The organism is Enterococcus gallinarum (genome assembly GCF_021496385.1).
Lineage (GTDB): Bacteria > Bacillota > Bacilli > Lactobacillales > Enterococcaceae > Enterococcus_D > Enterococcus_D gallinarum.
In genome coordinates this window covers 1-20,179 of sequence record NZ_CP050817.1, presented here as the reverse complement: position 1 = coordinate 20,179, position 20,179 = coordinate 1, and the positions used below count along the sequence as shown (strand labels likewise).

Below are 20,179 nucleotides of genomic sequence, written 5' to 3'. Positions count from 1 at the left end.
TTCATGTATAGGTGGCTGTGACAAGCTTTACATGGAGTGGAATAATTATTGTCCGAAGCCACCTTTGCAATTGCTAGTACTAACGCAAAGGAGGATATGAAAATGCAATACAAAATAATTAATGGTGCCGTTTACTATGATGGTAATATGGTGTTGGAAAACATCGGTATTGAAATCAATGATAATGAAAAGATTGCTATTGTTGGTAGAAATGGATGTGGAAAAACAACCTTGCTAAAAGCTATTATAGGCGAAATTGAATTAGAAGAAGGAACTGGTGAAAGTGAATTTCAAGTAATAAAGACCGGTAACCCTTATATTAGCTATTTAAGACAGATGCCTTTTGAAGATGAAAGTATATCAATGGTGGATGAAGTCCGTACGGTATTTAAGACGCTTATTGATATGGAAAACAAGATGAAACAGCTGATAGATAAAATGGAGAATCAATATGATGATAAAATCATCAATGAATACTCTGATATCAGTGAAAGGTATATGGCTCTTGGAGGTCTAACCTACCAAAAAGAATATGAAACGATGATTCGTAGTATGGGTTTTACTGAAGCAGATGATAAAAAACCCATTTCTGAATTTTCAGGTGGTCAGCGAACTAAGATAGCTTTTATAAAAATACTTTTAACAAAGCCAGACATTCTATTACTTGATGAACCTACTAACCACCTTGATATAGAAACAATACAATGGTTGGAGAGTTATTTGAGAAGTTATAAATCTACATTGGTTATTATTTCCCATGATAGAATGTTTCTTAATCGAATTGTGAATAAGGTTTATGAAATCGAATGGGGAGAGACCAAATGTTATAAAGGTAATTATTCAGCCTTTGAGGAGCAAAAACGAGAAAATCATATCAAACAGCAAAAAGATTACGATTTGCAACAGATAGAAATTGAAAGGATTACACGCTTGATTGAACGTTTTCGTTATAAACCTACGAAAGCTAAAATGGTGCAATCTAAAATTAAATTATTACAGCGTATGCAAATATTAAATGCACCAGACCAATACGATACAAAAACTTATATGTCTAAATTTCAACCGAGAATCAGTAGTTCAAGGCAAGTATTAAGTGCTTCAGAACTTGTGATAGGCTATGATACTCCTCTTGCAAAGGTTAATTTCAACCTTGAAAGGGGACAGAAGCTTGGAATTGTTGGGAGTAATGGTATTGGTAAATCCACGTTGCTTAAAACACTTATGGGTGGTGTGGCAGCATTGTCTGGAGATTTTAAATTCGGATACAATGTTGAAATTAGCTATTTTGACCAACAGCTTGCTCAAATCAGTGGAGATGATACACTATTCGAAATTTTTCAAAGCGAATACCCTGAGCTAAATGACACAGAGGTCAGAACTGCTCTTGGCTCATTTCAGTTTAGTGGAGATGATGTTTTTAGACCGGTGTCCTCTTTGTCAGGTGGAGAAAAGGTTAGATTGACATTATGTAAATTATTATATAAACGTACTAATGTTTTAATCTTAGATGAACCGACAAACCACATGGATATTATTGGAAAAGAGAATTTAGAGAATATCTTATGCAGTTATCAAGGTACAATTATTTTTGTGTCACATGATAGATATTTTACTAATAAGATTGCTGACAGATTACTTGTTTTTGATAAGGATGGTGTAGAGTTTGTACAATCTACTTATGGTGAGTACGAGAAAAAAAGGATGAATTCTGAAAAGCCATTTAATAACATTAAAGTTGAGCAGAAAGTAGAGAAAAATAACACAGTAAAAGGCGATCGTAACTCCATTGAGAAGGAGAAGGTTAAGAAGGAGAAACGAATTGAAAAGCTTGAAGTGTTAATAAATCAATATGATGAAGAATTAGAAAGATTGAATAAAATCATTTCTGAACCAAACAATTCTTCTGATTATATGGTACTGACGGAAATACAAAAATCAATTGATGATGTTAAAAGGTGTCAGGGTAATTATTTTAATGAATGGGAACAGTTGATGAGAGAATTGGAAGTTATGTAATTTTTGAGTTATGCAATAAGGATGTAAAAGTGTTAATGATACATTCTGGTTGTTGAAAATGTAAAAAAATTAATGAATTTTTATTAGATATAATCGCTATGTGAAGACCTTTTGAGTTTGCCGCATAGCGGTTTTTATTATCTATACTTTGGAATTGTCAAGAAAAGTGTAGTCGTATAAACTCACTAAATTTCCTTTGATTGTTATGCTGCCAGAAGTTGTTCTTCCAGCTGAACAAAATTATTACGATTTATATGAAAAGTTGTTGCCTGGATGCCAATTCCATAAAATGGGTTGGGCAATGGGGGTTGTCTGGACAAAATAACTTAAAGCTGTGGCTTTGAAAAGTTGAATTTGTGATTGTTTTCAGAGCTATCGGGTGCTTTAGTATAAATAACAATGAATAAAAAATCAGCCTGTATCTTATGTTACTATTAAGTAATTTAAGATACAGGTTTTACTATTTTTGAAATAAGTACCTTCCACTTCAAATACATGTATTCAAAGTGAAAGTATTGATTTAAATGATTCTTTTGTAATTTACTCTTGATAAGATACGCAACCAAGTGAAGCAGATAAATTATTTACAGAACGCATCAAAGAAGCTGGCGACCTATTAGGAATTTCCCTACTCGACCACCTCGTTGTTACGAGCAATCGTTACTATAGTTTTCGAGAGAATGGCGGATTGTAGAAGGAAGCAAAGCACAGGCTCAAAAAGAGCCTGTGGCTTTGATGAAAGGAGAAAACACGATGAAATACCCCAAACTATTGCAACGGTTAGAAACATTAGAAATGGTTACTTATTTTCATGATGACAATGCTGAAGATATGTACAGAAATATCATGCAGATTGTAGCCACTGCAAAACCACAAACCAAAGAACAAGAACACCAAATTATTTATGACACATTGTACTTATTAGAAACTATGCATTACGAACCCCTACTAGATGAGCCTTTAAGCGAGTTTAAAGTAGAAGAACGTGAGCCAAACAACTAAACTGTAAAGAAAGAGCGTTTGACAAAAGTTTGTCATACGCTCTTTTTTTAAACCAAAAAATAAATACAAACAAACGGCCATTCTATTTTAAATAGAATGGCCGTTTGTTTGTATTGAATGCGGTGGTGTGTCCCCCACCCTACCGCATTGAATTCGCTTAACAGTCGTTTCTGTTACAATAATAGCTGGCAACTAGTGACATCATATTTAAGGCAGTATCTAAATTAGCTCGAGGTAGTGTCTTTTTTTGCCACCTCATTTTTTCGAATCCCCCACCCTTGGATTAATTCTTCTTCGGTTTCTTTTTCTATTTCCTCTACTGTCCGAATTGTTTGTCCCCTATCATCTACATCAGGGACTGTTTGATTTTCTTTCTTCGCGTTTCTGAATAAGTTCAATTCAAATTGTACGCTATTAAATAAGTCTACTTTGTCTTCTTGAGAGAGATTTTGTTTGATGTATTCATTAAGTGCTTCACGTAACAGTTCATCACGAGAAAAATTGGTGGCATATTTTTCTACCAGAATACGTGACGTAGCATTTAGCAATGGCGAAAGCTTGATGGGTGTTTTTACTGCATAGACGCGATCAAACTTTCGAACAGGTGCACCCACTAACCGTTTCTTTCCTTGGGATAGAGCAGAAGGTCGTTTTAGTTGTCGGTATTCTTGCTTTTGTGGGCATTTCTTATTTTAACAATAAGAATCAACCACCAGTGACACCAACAGCCACCACCGCAAGCAAAGAAAGCAACCAGTCAGAAACAAGCGGAGAAGCCACAGAAAACAGCTCACAAGCCGTTCAAGGTTCAAGCGACCATTTACTCAAATTAAGTGCGAAAGAGCGAGCAGACGAAGCGACAGAAGCTTTTGAGAGTTGGTACAAGTCTTTCTCTAATGGTGACGTGATTTTAGAAATCAACAAAGAATTATTGAAAGAAGGATCAGGCGGTACAAGCCCGATTGAATTACAAACAAAACTGATTGATAACTTAAAAGCCAAATTTGGCGATAAGGTATCAGATGATTTTTATACAGGGCTACAAGCAAGTTTCAATTTCAATCCAGTGATCGTTGACGGTACCAAAGGGCTAACGATTTCTAAGCAAAATGACGATAAAAGCCAATTGTTGCGTACCTGGTTCTTAGATACCCAAAAAACAGAAAAGAATACGAAAATTGTTTTGCGTAATGATTTTCCCTATGAGTGGGCAGATTGGCGGAACAAAGGACAACATGATGAAAAAGTAGGATCAATGTTTTCACAAATTGATTGGGATAATGATTTGAGATATGAGGTTATAGGGCTAGTAACTAGCAAACAAGAGAAGAATATTGAAAACATTGGTGGAGTATTTGTAGTTATGCAATACAACGAAAAAATAGGAAAGTGGCAAGTTAGTGGAACGATTGGTGGTGTAATGTAATATGGACGTAATAGACCAAATAAAAGATACAGGATCGGATATTTTAAGTTCTACTGGTGAGGCTATCTCTAATGTCTTTGAGGGCGTAAAAGAGAGTGTGGATAGTGTATTGCACCCTATTGATACCTTGTTAGGGAATTGGGGCAGTGACTTGTTAGAAGCCAGTATGAAAATTGCCAATAAGACGACTTTTGATATTCCCAATATCGAATTGATTAGTACCATTACCAATGTGTTTGTCTTTGCAACGACAACCTTTGCGATTTGTATTGTGTTGTATAAGGTCATTGAAGCGCAAATACAAGCTTCTAATGGGAGTGGTGACGCATTGACCGCTAATATTGTTCAAAAGCTGTTTTACTCGTCTATTGCCTTAGCAACGTTGCCCTGGGCAATGAACTTTTTTATCAAAAAGATTGTTGCACCAATCGGGGAATATGTGATTCAACAAGTCGCTAATGATTTGAACGTGGAAACGATCGGCGAACGTTTGCGTAATTTCTTAGTTTCCAATTTCTTTAATGGTGGCGTTAGTGCCGTTGTTCTCTTTGTTTTTGTGATCTTCTTTGCCTTTTCCATTGCCAAGTATTTTGTAGCGATCTGTGTCTTTTATGCCGATTTCTTGGTACTGACTATGTTAACACCATTAGTTGCCTTATCGCTTTTAACAGACGAACAAAATTACTTTCAAATATGGATCAAAGAACTGTTATCCGAAGCACTCACAATGCTTATTAAGCTTATTTTGTACTTACTCATGATTACACTCATGATTGCTGAAAAATACACGTTACCAAACTTTATGTTAATGGTTGGTTGTGGCTTGTTGATTATCAAAACACCGTCAGCCCTACAAAATATGTGGTATTCAACCAAAGTGTCAAAAGGTGGCGGACTTGGAAACTTAGCAATGATGGCTATGTTTAGAAAATAAGAGAGGGGGATAACGATTGTCTTATTATTTTGAAATACGAATTATTCTTCCCGAAGAAGAAAAACAATTTTTGAATCGAAAATTAAGTAAAAGCGAATTATCCGAAGTCACACACTATTTACAACAAAAGACAAGTCGAGGAATTCCAGTTAAATTTCGTGTAGGTATTTTTAGAGTAGAAGATCAAACAAAAATTATGTCTGTTACGCTGAATACAAAAAATACCAAAGAAACGGACGTAATTAACTTGTTATTAAATCGAGTAACAGATCAACACGTTTTAGTTTACTTGAATGAACCAACAGAACCAACAACGCTTAATACGCAAGAATTAAATCGTCAGGAGTTAAAAACGAGTAATGAACGCCAAGAAATACCGCAGACAGAAATTCCAACTGAAACAGTAAATGAACCTAGTGTTATTAAGGAAATATCGAAAAAGAACCAAGCAAAACAAACGAATAGTAGAAAAGAATCACTATCAGAATCCATAACCAAGAAAAATGTTCCCAGAATTCATTTGTTCATATCTATTTTGACTCTTTTTATTGTATTATTGATAGGAATAAGTGTTATTCAACAAGTACAACTTCAATCAGTCAAAAAAGAGAGCGAATTATTGGAAGAACAAATTGAACGTGTCAAAGAAACGGATATTTCTCAATCGAAAATAGATACTTTTGGAAGATACTTTTTGACTTACTATTTTTCACAGGAAAAAAATCAAGAAAATTATCAGTCAAGTTTAAGAACATATGTATCCGAAAAGGTAGATATATCCGATTGGAAAGCGTTAGGGAAAACGCTTAAGAGTGTCAATTACTATGGTAGTGAACAAACAAAAAAAGGGTATAGCGTTGAATACCTTCTAAATGTTTCAGTAGACAATCGTAGTAAAATGCAAAAAATCACTTTTGAGGTTGAACCAACTAAAAACGGCTTTCTTGTGACAACTCAACCAAAACTTACAGACTTCTCTTTTAACTGAAATACGCTAAAAAGAGAGTGCTTAAACAATGGGAAAAATTAATTTAAATCAAATTTACACAGCAAAAGAAATGAGTGAAAGGATAGGTAAGAATAGAAATTACCTATCCCAAGCTTACCGTAACAACAAACATGAAATACTTAAAAATTTTAATTATCGAAAAATTGGTGGAACAATTATTTTCTCTGATAATCCCAATAATGATTTATCGCAATTGATTACAGCAAAAGAAGCAAGCCAGTTGTTAGGAAAGAATGATGAATACTTTGCCCACATTTATAAACGGTTTCCTCATAGACTAGAGGGAATCGATCACATTTATACAGGTAAAACATTATTCTTAACGAAAGAATCGCTAGAAGCTTTTAAAAAAAAGATGAATAAAAATGTCAGATAAAGCATATTTATGATATACTATTTATGTACACAAATATTAATTTTTAAGGAGAGAAGAAAATGAAAAAATTTGCCCTCTTAACACTATTCAGCACTGCTTTATTAGTATCAGCACCGATTGTCAGTTTTGCAGACGAAACCGCAAGTAGCAGTGATATTAATATCTTAGCCGATGATGATCCAGTCGTTCCAGTAGAACCAACCGATCCAACTACTCCAGTTGATCCAGTTGATCCAGTTGATCCAGTTGATCCAGTTGATCCAGTTGATCCAGTTGATCCAGTTGATCCAGTTGATCCAGTTGATCCAGTTGATCCAGTTGATCCAGTTGATCCAGTTGATCCAGTTGATCCAGTTGATCCAGTCGATCCAACCGATCCAACGGAACCAACAGAGCCAACAGAGCCAACGGAACCAACAGAGCCAACGGAACCAACAGAGCCAACGGAACCAACGGAACCAACGGAACCAACGGAACCAACGGAACCAACAGAGCCAACGGAACCAACAGAGCCAACGGAACCAACGGAACCAACGGAACCAACAGAGCCAACGGAACCAACGGAACCAAGCAAGCCAACAGAACCAAGTAAACCAGTAGACACAAACCCAATCGAAAACCCAGTTAATACAGATACAGGCGTTGTGATTGTTGCAGTTGAAGATAGTAAACCAATCATTCAATTAGCAGACGGAACAACAAAGAAAGTTGAAGCTAAAGAAATTGGCGCAAACGTTCAGAAAGACGGAACAGTAACGGTTAAAGGTTCAGACGGAAAAATGAAAGTTTTACCAAAAACAGGAGAAACAGAAAATATTGCATTGTCTGTCCTAGGGTCATTAATGGTATTAGGATCAGCATTCATTTTTAAAAAGAGAATCTAATTAAGTATTTATAAAAGCATGGTCGCAAGTTTCACTAGCAGCCATGCTTTTATTGAATCATTGTAGGACATTTTAAAGATAATTGCCCACTTTAAAATTAAACATGTGCTTAGAATCGTTGGTTCTGTTGCAAAGTTTTAAATCTACTATCAAATAAGGTAGAATAATAGAAAAAGATAGCAGGAGGAATGACGATGAATCATTTTAAAGGAAAGCAATTTCAGCAGGATGTGATAATGTTTTGCTTAGTCACTTAACATTGTAAAACACTAGGTACGGGAAAGTAATCTTTTTTTGTTTTAATCCAATAACCACAAGGGTTCAAGCCCTATAAGAGTCCCGATTTTCTGCCGAAAATAGTTACCCTTATAAATAGTTACCCTTATATCAAGATAAGAAAGAAACTCGTCTAAATTTGTTTAAAAAAACTCAAATTACTAGACAATAAATTTGAAAAGGAGAAAATAAATTGGGAAAAAATAATGTCACAGAAAAACATCTATTTTATATTTTAGATTTACTTAAAGACCTCCAAATAACTTATTGGTTAGACGGTGGATGGGGAGTAGATGTACTCACTGGAAAGCAACAGAGAGAACACAGAGACATAGATTGATATGCTCCCCAATAGGTAGACAGACGAAATAACAAATCTGTTTATCTGATTGGGGAGTGTTTTTTTATGGCGAGAAGTCGGCATACGATCGAACAAAAATTGAGTGCGCTGCGCATGATGGAAGAAGAAACATATACTTGGAAAGAAATCATGGAGGCTCATGGCGTCTCTAGGCACACCCTCCAGGTGTGGAAAGTGAAATTCGATACCGGTGGGATCGATGCGTTGAAGGAATCGAAGGCATGGAAACTGTACACCAAGGAACTGAAAATCGCGGCCGTCCGCGACTATCTCGATGGGTTCACTAGAATGGAGGTACTCTCCAAGTATCAGATCAGTGATTGGTCTGTTCTTCGTAAATGGATTAAGAAGTATACTAGTCATAGCGAGTTAACAGATTCGAGAAAAGGGATGGATCGAGCTATGACAAAAGGAAGAAAAACTACATTCGAAGAGCGCCTTGAGATCGTGAAATATTGTTTGGAGAATGGACGCAACTACCAGCAGACCGCGGAACAATTTCAGGTGTCCTATGCCCAGGTCTATGGTTGGATCAAAAAGTATGACACGAACGGGGCAGAAGCGCTCGTGGACCGCCGTGGTCGTACGAAGCCAGAGGACGAACTAAGCGAAGAAGAGAAGCTGAAACGCCGGATCCAGCAAATGGATCTTGAGAACGAACTTCTTCGTGCGGACATCTTGTTTCTAAAAAAGTTAGAGGAGATCGAGAGGAGGTCATGATCAGCCAGGTACGGCTACAGCAACGATATATCGCCATCAAAGAATTGAACGAAGAGGAGGCCCTTTCGATCGTGCTCCTCTGTCGAGTCGCCGGCATCTCACGGGCGGCCTATTACAAATGGTTGAATCGCACCATACCGGTGCGTCAAGAAGAGAACGAGAAGCTTCTGGAGGACATCCGTCTACTCTATGACCAGGCGAACGGCACATACGGGTACCGTCGGATCACGATGACGATCAACCGGCTGCGCCGGCAACAAGGCCTGTCCCCGTTCAATGAAAAGCGAGTCTATCGCTTGATGCATATCCATGGGATCCAATCGGTCATCCGCCGGAAGCGGAAGAAGCATAAGAAGTCAACGCCGCAGCACGTGGCCGAGAACCTGATGAACCGAGAGTTCAGCGCGTCCCGACCGGACGAGAAATGGTGCACCGACGTCACCGAGTTCAAATATGGTGCCGGGAAGAAGGCATACCTGAGCGCGATCATCGACCTGTATGACGGCTCGATCGTCGCCTATCGCATCGGGAAGTCCAACAACAACGCTCTCGTCTTCCAGACGATGATGCCGGCCATCGCGGGGCTCCGTACAGGAGCACGTCCGATGATCCATAGCGACCGAGGGTTCCAATATACCTCGAGAGGGTTCAAACGAATGGTAGAAGACGCGGGAATGACCCGCAGCATGTCCCGGGTCGGACGTTGCATCGACAACGCCCCGATCGAGAGTTTTTGGGGCACCTTGAAAGTGGAGATGTACTACTTGCGTGAGTTCCAGGCCTATAGCGAACTCACAGCGGCCATCGAGAACTACATATCGTTCTACAACCACGATCGTCTCCAGAAACGACTGAACGGCTTGAGCCCTGTCGAATACAGGTCTCAAGCCGCTTAGGCTGGTTTTCATTATTTACCCTGTCTACTTGACGGGGAGCAGTTCAGATATCGATTTTGATTCACAACATACAGACAAATTAGTTAAAAAATTAAAAGAGATTGGATACATCACAGTTGTAGATTGGATGCCTTCCAGAATGGAATTAAAACACGAAGAATACGGATATTTAGATATACATCCCTTAGATTTAAAAAAAGATGGCACAGCAACTCAAGCCGATCCAAAAGGCGGTTTTTATCTATTCGAAAAAGATTGGTTCACAACTACAAATTACAAAAATCGAAAAATACCATGCATTTCAAAAGAAGCACAACTACTTTTTCACTCTGGATATGAATTAACAGAAAAAGACCAATTTGATATTAAAAATTTAAACTCAATAAATCAAGTTAAGAAAGAAGGTCATTTTTCAAATGACTTCTAAGACCTTTGGGGCTAGCCCCAAAACCCCACAAGCGCAAGGGCGCTTGACCCCTGCCTCTAAAAAGGTGTTACGTTACAGCAAACTCGCTTAATTGAGCCCTTTTCGTCGGACAACAAAAGCTAAAATCACTAATCACAAGTGATTTGTGATTAATCACTTGTGATTTACAAGGTGTAACGATATAATTAAATGGATAACGTGCAAAATATTTACATAAACAGGGGGGAGAAACTTGGAACTAGCATTTAGAGAAAGCTTAAAAAAGATGAGAGGTACCAAATCAAAAGAAAAATTCTCCCAAGAATTAGAAATGAGTAGATCAAATTATTCACGAATAGAATCAGGAAAATCAGATCCAACCATAAAAACACTAGAACAAATTGCAAAGTTAACTAACTCAACGCTAGTAGTGGATTTAATCCCAAATGAGCCAACAGAACCAGAATCAGAACAAGTAACATTGGATTTAGAAATGGAAGAAGAAAAAAGCAATGATTTCGTGTAAAAAATGCACGAAATCATTGCTTATTTTTTTAAAAAGCGATATACTAGATATAACGAAACAACGAACTGAATAAAGAATACAAAAAAAGAGCCACGACCAACTTATTTTCCGCCAAGAAAATAAGTTGCGAGCCTTAATTGATTACCACCAATCAATTAAAGAAGTCGAGACCCAAAATTTGGTAAAGTATTTAATTACTTTATTAATCAGATACTTAAATATCTGTAAACCCATTATATCGGGTTTTTGAGGGGATTTCAAGTCTTTAAGAAGATACCAGGCAATCAATTAAGAAAAACTTAGTTGATTGCCTTTTTTGTTGTGATTCAACTTTGATCGTAGCTTCTAACTAATTAATTTTCGTAAGAAAGGAGAACAGCTGAATGAATATCCCTTTTGTTGTAGAAACTGTGCTTCATGACGGCTTGTTAAAGTACAAATTTAAAAATAGTAAAATTCGCTCAATCATTACCAAGCCAGGTAAAAGCAAAGGGGCTATTTTTGCGTATCGCTCAAAATCAAGCATGATTGGCGGACGTGGCGTTGTTCTGACTTCCGAAGAAGCGATTCACGAAAATCAAGATACATTTACACATTGGACACCAAACGTTTATCGTTATGGTACGTATGCAGACGAAAACCGTTCATACACTAAAGGACATTCTGAAAACAATTTAAGACAAATCAATACCTTCTTTATTGATTTTGATATTCACACGGAAAAAGAAACTATTTCAGCAAGCGATATTTTAACAACAGCTATTGATTTAGGTTTTATGCCTACGTTAATTATCAAATCTGATAAAGGTTATCAAGCATATTTTGTTTTAGAAACGCCAGTCTATGTGACTTCAAAATCAGAATTTAAATCTGTCAAAGCAGCCAAAATAATCTCGCAAAATATCCGAGAATATTTTGGAAAGTCTTTGCCAGTTGATCTAACGTGCAATCATTTTGGGATTGCTCGTATACCAAGAACGGACAATGTAGAATTTTTTGATCCCAATTACCGTTATTCTTTCAAAGAATGGCAAGATTGGTCTTTCAAACAAACAGATAATAAGGGCTTTACTCGTTCAAGTCTAACGGTTTTAAGCGGTACAGAAGGCAAAAAACAAGTAGATGAACCCTGGTTTAATCTCTTATTGCACGAAACGAAATTTTCAGGAGAAAAGGGTTTAGTAGGGCGCAATAGCGTTATGTTTACCCTCTCTTTAGCCTACTTTAGTTCAGGCTATTCAATCGAAACGTGCGAATATAATATGTTTGAGTTTAATAATCGATTAGATCAACCCTTAGAAGAAAAAGAAGTAATCAAAATTGTTAGAAGTGCCTATTCAGAAAACTATCAAGGGGCTAATAGGGAATACATTACCATTCTTTGCAAAGCTTGGGTATCAAGTGATTTAACCAGTAAAGATTTATTTGTCCGTCAAGGGTGGTTTAAATTCAAGAAAAAAAGAAGCGAACGTCAACGTGTTCATTTGTCAGAATGGAAAGAAGATTTAATGGCTTATATTAGCGAAAAAAGCGATGTATACAAGCCTGGATTTGAGTCAATACCTCGGACACGATTTGTGAGAATTTTTTCGAGATTCCAGCGGGTGAGTATCTCATCGTTTCGACCAGCGGTCAAACCAAAACCGTTTGACCGCTGATCGAAGCGATGAAGTTGAAGCCCTGTGGAAATCTCGCAAAAAAAATGTAGGTGGTAGCTAGGAACTAAGCTTGCAATGCCAACTCCTCCATCTGATTTGGTGTTAAATAGTTGATACTACTATGGATTCGCTTGCGATTGTAAAATCCTTCAATGTATTGAAATAACGCTAAATGAGCAGCTTCAAAGTTTTCATACGCTTTTGATGGATAGACTTCTTCTTTTTTGAGTGAGGCGTGAAACGATTCGATGCCGGCATTATCGTAGGGACAGCCCTTACGACTGAAGGAGTGCCGAATGTTCAATTCATTCAGCTTTGCCTCATAGGCTTCGCTAGTGTACTGAGAACCCAAATCTGAGTGGATGATTAAGTTCTCGGAGGGTGTTTGGTGTAAGAGCGCATGGTCAAGGGTTTCGATAACCAATTCTTTCGTCATCTGCTTGCCAAACTTCCAACCGATGACTTTCTTTGTGTGGAGGTCTTGGATAGTGGAGAGGTAGGTCCAGCCATCTTTTAGGGTATGAATATAGGTAATATCTGTCACCCATTTTTGATTGATCGACGTAGTGGTAAAATCTTGGTTTAACAAGTTTTTACGTCCTTCACTTTTAACTTTCACTTGTTTGCCAGGCTTGTACTTCTTGAGGGTGACTGAACGCAAGCCTAATTTTCTCATCAGTATTTGTACTTTCTTTAGGGACAAGCTCTCGCCACGGCCAACAAGAATCTTATGAATTTTGGGCGCACCATAGATCCCCTTGTTTTCAAAGTAGATTCCTGAAATCAAGCGGTTTAAGCGTTTGTTTTCTGATTGGCGCTTGGAAGGCTTCTTTTTCTTCCAGTCATAGTAGCTGGATTTCGGTGCTTCCAAAACGGTACACATTTGTTTTACGTCATGATCATGAACATTTGATTGAATAAATTCGAAGACATCACTCATTTTTACTTTTGAGCGAATATGGTTAAAGCCTTTTTTAGGATGGTGTTTTCCTCCTGCATGCGGGCCATTTCCTTTTTCATTGCTAGGATTTCTGCCTCAGTCATGCCGGTTGCTTCATTCTTTGTATGAAGCTTCTTCCAACGATAAATCGTTTGTGTAGCGATACCATATTGCTCTGCCAGTTCCTCGACCGATTGGCCAGACTGGTTTAAATCTAAGATCGTCTTCTTAAAGTCTTCATCAAATTTTTTATTGGCTTTTGCCATCGTGGACACGTCCTTTTCTTAGTAGTTAGATTCTACCAAATCGTGTCCATGAAATCATCCTAACATCACATTCTATAATTGGAGCACTACGAGAAGTAGAATTAGAGCGTGTAAAAGAATTACAAAAAAAAGAGTCCTCTAAAGCGGAATGGGAATTTAAGGATAAACAAGAAGAAAGAAAACTTAATACTAAAATTCTTTTAGGTCTTGCCATTTTTATAGGTATCAGTATGTTAGCGCTAAGTGTAGGAGCATATTTTGAGTCCAACCCAATGGGAGTTAAAATTACTGTAGAACAAAGTGATTTTAAAGGTGAGAATTATAAAATCGTAAAAGAAAAGTTGACAGATATGGGATTTAAAAATATAAATACTGAAAAAGTAGCAGATTTAAAATTTGGAATTTTATCAAGTGAAGGTGATGTAAAAGAAGTCACTATCAATGGAGATAATGACTTTAAAAAAGATGATTACTTTGATGAACAATCAATTATAAAAATATATTATCATGTTTTTAAAGATTAATTTTAGATTTGTATAATGTTATTTATGTTAAATCATAAAAATTCCTCCTGCTATCTTTTTCTATTATTCTACCTTATTTGATAGTAGATTTAAAACTTTGCAACAGAACCTTATTTGGGAATAAAATTGCTGAATAATCCTCCAAAATAATGAAGAGTATGTTCGTGAAAGAATAATTGTTCAAAACTAATACTATTTTTACAATGCATATGCATTGTAAAAAATCATAATTAAATTAAATATAAGAGATATTGAATAATATGGATATACGGTATATACTTAATTATAGGAGTTGATTTTATGAATATAAAAAAACGAAAAATTAGAGAAGTAGGTAACTCAATAGTTGTCACTTTATCAAAAGAGAGTTTATTACAAAAAGGATTGAAACCTGGAGATACTATTTTTATTGATGAAGACAAAATGATGGATGCAATCGTGAAAGAAGAAAGCAATTTAGATCTCGAAATTGATATGTATGTGAATCAAGCTCTATCTGAATATGATGCGGCGTTCAAGGAATTAGTTGATCGATGATTTATTTGAGCGAAAGAGACATTGTAAAATTGAATGTTATTCAAATAAAAAGATATTCACCAAAGGAAACAATTGGCGTTATTGATAAAAATGCTTTGAGTATGGCTGTAAATCAACCGAAACAGCATATTTTTGGAAAAGATCTCTATCCTGATGTGTTCAGCAAAGCAGCAGTTCTCTTAATAAATCTGATCAAAAAACATCCATTCCATAATGCAAACAAACGTACTGCATTTCTAGCGGCATATATTTTTCTCAAGCTAAACGGCTACTCACTAAAAATGGAAAATCAGGAAGTCGTAGAATTTGTAGTTAGAATTGCCACTTATCAGGGTGAATTTGATGAGCTAAAAGAGGCAACGACAGATGTATTAAAAAATAATTCAACGAAGATTGATACAAAAAAATAGAAGCAAACTAAGGATTTAGTTAAAACTGGATTTTTAGTTTGCTTTTTATTTTAGTTTACATAAGATACATTATACAAAGTTAAAGGCGTTTAACAGATAATTATCAAGCTTTATAATGTCTTTAAAATATTTATGTTAACTAATAGCTTTTCATCAAACTGATAAGTAGTCCTCTTCCTCACCAGATGTTTATCTATTATTTTAAAAAGCTAATATAATCACCTATCCAGATGATCATATTAGTTTCTTATTTCTGAATTGTAAATTAGGAAAGATTATTTAAATTTATAGTAAATCTGAAGCGATTTTATATGAGTTGATAAAAAAATAGATATCGCTCAATAACTATTAATTTTTTGCCCGGCACAGTAATATTAATCATTTTACTGTTTGATATATCTTTTAGTTAGACTTGGATAAATTAGATTGTAACTATGATTACATAATAAAGAGAAGGTGAATGTAAATGGTAACAAATAGTGAAGAAAGTTCAATGATTAAGGTAGTAGATAAAGGTTATATACTACCTTAATTCCTTCGTCATCTTTCCCATAATTCCTGAAAATTTATCAGAATGAATACTTTTATATGAAATTTTATTACGTACTACTTTTATGGTATCTATAATAAACTAAAAATCTACTACCATAATGGCTAATTATGGTAGTAGATTTTTAATGTTTATAATTCATTCCCCAATTAGTTCGTAAAATCATTTGAGTTTCTTCTTCTATTTCACTGACTGTACGAATTATATTTCCATCTACATCTGTTTCTGGGATAGTGGGTTTCTTCTCTCTAAACATTTCTACTTCCCTCATAACATTATTAAAAAGGTCTTGTTTATCTTCTTGTGTCAAGTGCTGTTTGATGTATTCATCGAGTGCTTTTCGTAGTATCTCGTCTCTAGTAAGATTTGTTTCATATTTTTCAACCATCACTCTTGAAGTAGCGTTTAAAATAGGCGAAAGTTTCAAAGGCATTTGAGCAGAGAAAGATCGATCAAATTTCCTTATAGGAGCCCCTACCCCTTTTACTTTCTTAGATAGACTGTTTTTTTTCTTAGTTTGAATGACCGTTTGTCCAATATCTTCAGAAGAAGGAGTCGGAGATTCGTGGATCACTTCTTTATTATTAATTGTATCTTCCTGTGACTTTGTGGTACCTATATCATTAGATGGAGACGTGGTTTGAGGTTTCTTGCTACTTTTTCTAGCTGAGTTCCCTGCCCTAATTTTATCTAATCCTTTGTTGCTTCTAAAAATACCTAAATCTTTTATATCAGCCATTTAAAGAACCTCCTACTCATACCAAGCTTCATGTTCAAGCAGCTCTTCGTAGATATTAATAAATAGATGGTGGCAACGCCTATCCCATTGCTTTAATTTCCCAGCCTTAGTTAACTCCATTGTTATTCCAGATCCATCATATCGCTTTAAACGTGCATTTTTTAGTACAACATTTTTGAGCAAATGATCACCATAAATTTGTTGTGCTTGGGCATACATTTCCTGATCGACTGCATCCCCACTCTCTAACATAAATGGAATCACACCAGCAACCTTCAATGAAGTATCAAATCCTTCAACAAAGAAATCCATATATTCTAAGTATTGCATGGCATTTCGCATAGACTTAACCTGTGTTTGAAGAACAACGATCGCATAATCTGCTAGATACATTGCAGATTTGCTATAAATTGAAATGGAAGGTGGAACGTCTAGATATACAATGTCAAATTCTTCAAGCAGCGGTCCTAAACGTTTCTGCATATAGATAAGTTTATCGGCAGAATCCGAGAATTGGTCTTTGATCCAATCATCATAAAGTTCAAAGCTCATATCTGCGGGTAATATATATAAATTATCTACTACCTTATATATAGCATCTTTTGGATTTACACGAGTATCTTTATCTACTACCTTATTCCAGTCAACTTCCCCATAGGTTTCAAGATTTAAATCAATAGGTTCTTTTCCAATCAATACATCGGTTATTGTATTTTCATAATCAAGAGGCTTACCGCCTCCACCACCCTCTTCTAAAGAAAAGTTCATATGGGTTAAGCTCATTACGTCAGAGGTATTCCCTTGCATATCCAGATCGACGATCAGAGTTTTTTGATTTTTTGCAACAGCTGCTTCGAAACCTAACATCTGTGCACACGTACTCTTCCCTACTCCACCTTTGAAATTTCCTATCACAAATTTCTTTGACAAGCTAACTCACTCCTTTTATTATCTACTACCTTTATAATAATAGTAACATACTACTATAAATAATGCTATGTAAATTAAATTACATACTACCCAAAATAAATTCTATGTATAAATGTTTTTGATATTATAAAATAGTTACTACTTTAAAAACAATATTTATATACTACTGTAATAAATAATAAAACAAGACTACTCTATTAGTCACTACACGTTATTAAGACGCTAGTTGTATTAAATATATCTTAAGAGGGAAAACTTAATTTGGAAGGGATGTCAGTTTTACTTGGTTAGTTCATAAAGCTTATGATCGAGTAAAATTAGTTCATTAAGGTAGTACTTAAATAAAAGCGAATTGTTGCAATTGAAATTCAATTAGTTGGGTAGTAATTAAAAGCATAAAACGGTAGTAGATAACTTCTAAATATGGTAGTAAGTAATAATTTTTAAAATGGAATAAGGTAGTATATAATATACTTTTTAGGTAGTATCTATTTAAAATAAAAGTAGTATATAACAAAGGAATAAGGTAGTAAATAATACTCTCATTAAAGGTAGTAAGTAATTTTAGAAATTTTTTAAAAAAGGTAGTAACCAATTCTATTAAGGCAGTATGTAGTCATGATTTCAGGATAATATAAGTTAGATAAGGGTATTTTAATTTTATTACCTACTACCTAAAGAACAATATATTAATTACTACCTATCAATGGTATTGTTATAAGGTAGTAGATAATTAATTTTTAAGGTAGTATATAATATAAAATATGAGACAAAATCGTAGTAGATAATTAATGATTTAAGTAGTACATATTATAATAATTATCTCTACAAATGTAGTTGTTAATCTTTAATTAGAGTAGTAAATAATAATAGGAAAACTATATTTAAGGTAGTATGTAATGGATTTTTGAGAAAATAGCGCTTGAATTAAATGGCGTTTTCATATATTCTTAATATGAAAATAAATCAAAAAAAAGAGACGGATAAAAAAGTGAATTCGGCCTCACTCTTTCATCTGAATCACATACACAACTATGTGTTCTCGCTCGTCTCAGAATTATGTAAGTGGCTGGTTACCACTTATGTGATTTAATTAAATCTATTCGGACTGGTAATCCGAACTTATAGGTTTATTTTACCATTTTTTGACGGGCAACTCAATATATATATGCTTATTTTGTCATGCGATTTAACGAGATGCTGATGTTCTAAGCCATTGAGGGAACACAAATCGAAAGATTATTTGTGTTCTCTTTTTGTTTAGGAAGGAATAACAGTCATGGCAGCTTCTTTGGATGTCGTATATTCGACGGTATTACAAAATGGTATCCGTAAATTCAAATATAAAAACAGCCACCTAAAACCGGTCTCTTTTAGTGATCAGTCGGGGAAGGGGGCTATTTTTGCGTACCGTTCAAAGGAACACATGATCGAGGGGATTGGACTAGTGATCACTTCAGAAGAAGGGGTGATCGAAAACAATAATCGATTCACTCATTGGACACCAAATGTATTTCGCTATGGAACGTATGCTGATGAAGCCAGAATGTTTACAAAAGGTCATTCTGAGGACAATTTGCGTCAAATCAATACTTTCTTTGTTGATTTTGACACATTGGATCCAAACTTTGACTACGGAGAAATTATCTTGGCCAGTCACGAGATCGGCTTTATGCCGACAATGATTCTACGTACACCGCATGGATTTCAAGCTTTCTATGTACTAGACAAGCCTGCATACGTGACAAAGAAATCAAATTTTAAAGTGATCAATGTGGCCAAAATGATCTCAAAAAATCTAAGAAACAAATTTTCAAATGATTATCGGTTTCCAGTTGATGTAAATGCCAATCATTTTGGGATCACACGTATGCCTTCTGAAGAGAATGTTTTATTCTTTGAACCACAGTATCGTTATAGTTTCGAAGAATGGATCGACTGGTCAATGAGAGAAGATGCGGACAAAAAAGCGGAGATCAAGAACGTTTTTGTATTACCATCTACTCAAGAATTTCGTCAAGTCGATGAACCCTGGTTCCAGCTGTTGCTAAAAAGTCAAAAAATACAAGGTGAAAAGGGCGTATATGGTCGAAATAATGTCATATTCACCTTGTCTTTGGCATACTTTTCGTCAGGATACGAAGTAGAAGCATGTGAATTGACGATGTTAGAATTCAATGACCGCTTGGCTAACCCTTTATCTGATCGAGAATTAACCAGAATCATTCGTTCCGCTTACTCCGGAAAATATCAAGCAGCGCACAGAGAAAAAATTGTCCTATTATGCCAAGAGTGGGTCGATGCCAATCTTTCTGAAGAGCAACTATTCAACAAAAAACGGGGTTGGTGGAAATTCAAGAAAGAAAGAGCTGTTCGCAAGTATTCACATAGTCATGAATGGGCAGAAGATCTACTGTCCTATTTGAATGAGCAATCCTATGAAGAACAACCATACATTATTTCTACAAAAAAAGAGTTAACTGAACGTTTAAAGATCCCAAAACGTTCCCTGGACAAAGTACTGAAGCATTTAAGAGAAGAGAACAAAATTCATTTTCGTGTTCGTGCTGGTCGTAATGGGGGTATTATGCTAGCTTCGATACATGGATTGATGCGCTCCGTTATCCGGCTAAAAAAAGAAAGCCGGGGGGCTTATTTCGCTGCGATCTCAGAAGCTTTTGGAAAAGAATACACGTTTGTCCAGACAGCACTGAAACGCTTGATAGATCCCAATAAGATCGGCGTGCAAACAGATCTGTTCATGATCGATACAGGCTGAAATTAAAAGGTGCA

At 35.7% G+C, this 20,179-nt stretch carries 16 protein-coding genes and 6 pseudogenes; 18 read left to right on the top strand and 4 right to left on the bottom strand.

What is annotated here, in order from left to right; genetic code table 11:
• The first annotated feature begins 48 nt into the window (after positions 1–48).
• From optrA to HED61_RS16675, 4 genes and pseudogenes are all read left to right on the top strand, one after another.
• Positions 49–2,016, top strand: coding sequence for an ABC-F type ribosomal protection protein OptrA (gene optrA, locus HED61_RS16690; protein ID WP_268832824.1), 1,968 nt, complete (start codon positions 49–51; stop codon positions 2,014–2,016).
• A 229-nt stretch (positions 2,017–2,245) separates the two neighbouring features.
• A pseudogene (locus HED61_RS17035) lies at positions 2,246–2,341 on the top strand (class I SAM-dependent methyltransferase); the annotation flags it as partial.
• A 240-nt stretch (positions 2,342–2,581) separates the two neighbouring features.
• A pseudogene (locus HED61_RS16680) lies at positions 2,582–2,710 on the top strand (JAB domain-containing protein); the annotation flags it as partial.
• Between the two features lie 59 nt (positions 2,711–2,769).
• Positions 2,770–3,018 (top strand): hypothetical protein, encoded by a 249-nt coding sequence (locus HED61_RS16675; RefSeq protein ID WP_126796638.1) that lies wholly within the window; start codon positions 2,770–2,772, stop codon positions 3,016–3,018.
• 224 nt (positions 3,019–3,242) lie between these two features.
• On the opposite strand, the gene HED61_RS16670 is transcribed toward HED61_RS16675, so the two are convergent.
• Positions 3,243–3,632 (bottom strand): hypothetical protein, encoded by a 390-nt coding sequence (locus HED61_RS16670; RefSeq protein ID WP_218210654.1) that lies wholly within the window; start codon positions 3,630–3,632, stop codon positions 3,243–3,245.
• A gap of 35 nt (positions 3,633–3,667) precedes the next feature.
• Between HED61_RS16670 and HED61_RS16665 the strand changes: the two are divergent.
• The 10 genes and pseudogenes from HED61_RS16665 to HED61_RS16620 all read left to right on the top strand — a co-directional run.
• Positions 3,668–4,444: pseudogene (locus tag HED61_RS16665) on the top strand (hypothetical protein); the annotation flags it as partial.
• Position 4,445: 1 nt separating this feature from the next.
• Positions 4,446–5,378: a conjugal transfer protein TrbL family protein gene (locus HED61_RS16660; RefSeq protein ID WP_070544061.1), complete on the top strand. Its 933-nt coding sequence runs from the start codon at positions 4,446–4,448 to the stop codon at positions 5,376–5,378.
• Between the two features lie 16 nt (positions 5,379–5,394).
• Positions 5,395–6,366 carry a hypothetical protein gene (locus tag HED61_RS16655; protein WP_002425009.1) on the top strand — a complete coding sequence of 324 codons (972 nt, stop codon included), beginning with the start codon at positions 5,395–5,397 and terminating at the stop codon, positions 6,364–6,366.
• Between the two features lie 28 nt (positions 6,367–6,394).
• Positions 6,395–6,763 (top strand): hypothetical protein, encoded by a 369-nt coding sequence (locus tag HED61_RS16650; protein ID WP_032495652.1) that lies wholly within the window; start codon positions 6,395–6,397, stop codon positions 6,761–6,763.
• Positions 6,764–6,822: 59 nt separating this feature from the next.
• Complete coding sequence (locus HED61_RS16645; protein ID WP_234981440.1) at positions 6,823–7,647, top strand: LPXTG cell wall anchor domain-containing protein; 825 nt, start codon at positions 6,823–6,825, stop codon at positions 7,645–7,647.
• A 469-nt stretch (positions 7,648–8,116) separates the two neighbouring features.
• A pseudogene (locus tag HED61_RS16640) lies at positions 8,117–8,260 on the top strand (nucleotidyltransferase domain-containing protein); the annotation flags it as partial.
• 69 nt (positions 8,261–8,329) lie between these two features.
• Positions 8,330–9,900, top strand: a protein-coding gene (locus tag HED61_RS16635; protein WP_128701034.1) for an IS3-like element ISEnfa5 family transposase whose coding sequence is annotated in 2 segments (ribosomal slippage) — positions 8,330–8,969 and positions 8,969–9,900 — 1,572 coding nt in all. Because the reading frame shifts where the segments join, the coding sequence is not laid out codon by codon here.
• A gap of 46 nt (positions 9,901–9,946) precedes the next feature.
• A pseudogene (locus tag HED61_RS16630) lies at positions 9,947–10,327 on the top strand (nucleotidyltransferase domain-containing protein); the annotation flags it as partial.
• 232 nt (positions 10,328–10,559) lie between these two features.
• On the top strand, positions 10,560–10,832 hold the full coding sequence (locus HED61_RS16625; protein ID WP_011266100.1) for a helix-turn-helix transcriptional regulator: 273 nt from the start codon (positions 10,560–10,562) through the stop codon (positions 10,830–10,832).
• 383 nt (positions 10,833–11,215) lie between these two features.
• Positions 11,216–12,379, top strand: a pseudogene (locus tag HED61_RS16620) (primase C-terminal domain-containing protein); the annotation flags it as partial.
• 175 nt (positions 12,380–12,554) lie between these two features.
• Here HED61_RS16620 and HED61_RS16615 read toward each other — a convergent pair.
• Positions 12,555–13,696, bottom strand: a protein-coding gene (locus tag HED61_RS16615) for an IS3 family transposase (protein WP_142429341.1) whose coding sequence is annotated in 2 segments (ribosomal slippage) — positions 12,555–13,468 and positions 13,468–13,696 — 1,143 coding nt in all. Because the reading frame shifts where the segments join, the coding sequence is not laid out codon by codon here.
• Between the two features lie 272 nt (positions 13,697–13,968).
• On the opposite strand from HED61_RS16615, the gene HED61_RS16610 reads away from it, so the two are divergent.
• From HED61_RS16610 to HED61_RS16600, 3 genes are all read left to right on the top strand, one after another.
• On the top strand, positions 13,969–14,220 hold the full coding sequence (locus HED61_RS16610; protein WP_208786175.1) for a hypothetical protein: 252 nt from the start codon (positions 13,969–13,971) through the stop codon (positions 14,218–14,220).
• Between the two features lie 300 nt (positions 14,221–14,520).
• Positions 14,521–14,757: an AbrB/MazE/SpoVT family DNA-binding domain-containing protein gene (locus HED61_RS16605; protein WP_002287931.1), complete on the top strand. Its 237-nt coding sequence runs from the start codon at positions 14,521–14,523 to the stop codon at positions 14,755–14,757.
• Positions 14,754–15,167 (top strand): type II toxin-antitoxin system death-on-curing family toxin, encoded by a 414-nt coding sequence (locus HED61_RS16600; protein ID WP_198764190.1) that lies wholly within the window; start codon positions 14,754–14,756, stop codon positions 15,165–15,167. The genes HED61_RS16605 and HED61_RS16600 overlap by 4 nt, the downstream gene beginning before the upstream one ends.
• A gap of 674 nt (positions 15,168–15,841) precedes the next feature.
• On the opposite strand, the gene HED61_RS16595 is transcribed toward HED61_RS16600, so the two are convergent.
• Positions 15,842–16,456 carry a hypothetical protein gene (locus tag HED61_RS16595; RefSeq protein WP_100908276.1) on the bottom strand — a complete coding sequence of 205 codons (615 nt, stop codon included), beginning with the start codon at positions 16,454–16,456 and terminating at the stop codon, positions 15,842–15,844.
• Between the two features lie 12 nt (positions 16,457–16,468).
• Entirely contained in the window at positions 16,469–17,386 is a 918-nt protein-coding gene (locus tag HED61_RS16590; protein ID WP_219645637.1) for a ParA family protein, read from the bottom strand.
• A gap of 1,279 nt (positions 17,387–18,665) precedes the next feature.
• Between HED61_RS16590 and HED61_RS16585 the strand changes: the two genes are divergently transcribed.
• Positions 18,666–20,165, top strand: coding sequence for a primase C-terminal domain-containing protein (locus HED61_RS16585; protein WP_002337539.1), 1,500 nt, complete (start codon positions 18,666–18,668; stop codon positions 20,163–20,165).
• The last annotated feature ends 14 nt before the right edge of the window (positions 20,166–20,179 follow it).

What these genes read in the sequence shown, in the direction of transcription:
- HED61_RS16610 (WP_208786175.1), top strand. Translation starts at nt 13,969, where the DNA reads ATGGGAGTTAAAATTACTGTAGAACAAAGTGATTTTAAAGGTGAGAAT.
- HED61_RS16660 (WP_070544061.1), top strand. Translation starts at nt 4,446, where the DNA reads ATGGACGTAATAGACCAAATAAAAGATACAGGATCGGATATTTTAAGT.
- HED61_RS16645 (WP_234981440.1), top strand. Translation starts at nt 6,823, where the DNA reads ATGAAAAAATTTGCCCTCTTAACACTATTCAGCACTGCTTTATTAGTA.
- HED61_RS16600 (WP_198764190.1), top strand. Translation starts at nt 14,754, where the DNA reads ATGATTTATTTGAGCGAAAGAGACATTGTAAAATTGAATGTTATTCAA.
- HED61_RS16605 (WP_002287931.1), top strand. Translation starts at nt 14,521, where the DNA reads ATGAATATAAAAAAACGAAAAATTAGAGAAGTAGGTAACTCAATAGTT.
- HED61_RS16595 (WP_100908276.1), bottom strand. Translation starts at nt 16,456, where the DNA reads ATGGCTGATATAAAAGATTTAGGTATTTTTAGAAGCAACAAAGGATTA.
- HED61_RS16675 (WP_126796638.1), top strand. Translation starts at nt 2,770, where the DNA reads ATGAAATACCCCAAACTATTGCAACGGTTAGAAACATTAGAAATGGTT.
- HED61_RS16585 (WP_002337539.1), top strand. Translation starts at nt 18,666, where the DNA reads ATGGCAGCTTCTTTGGATGTCGTATATTCGACGGTATTACAAAATGGT.
- HED61_RS16650 (WP_032495652.1), top strand. Translation starts at nt 6,395, where the DNA reads ATGGGAAAAATTAATTTAAATCAAATTTACACAGCAAAAGAAATGAGT.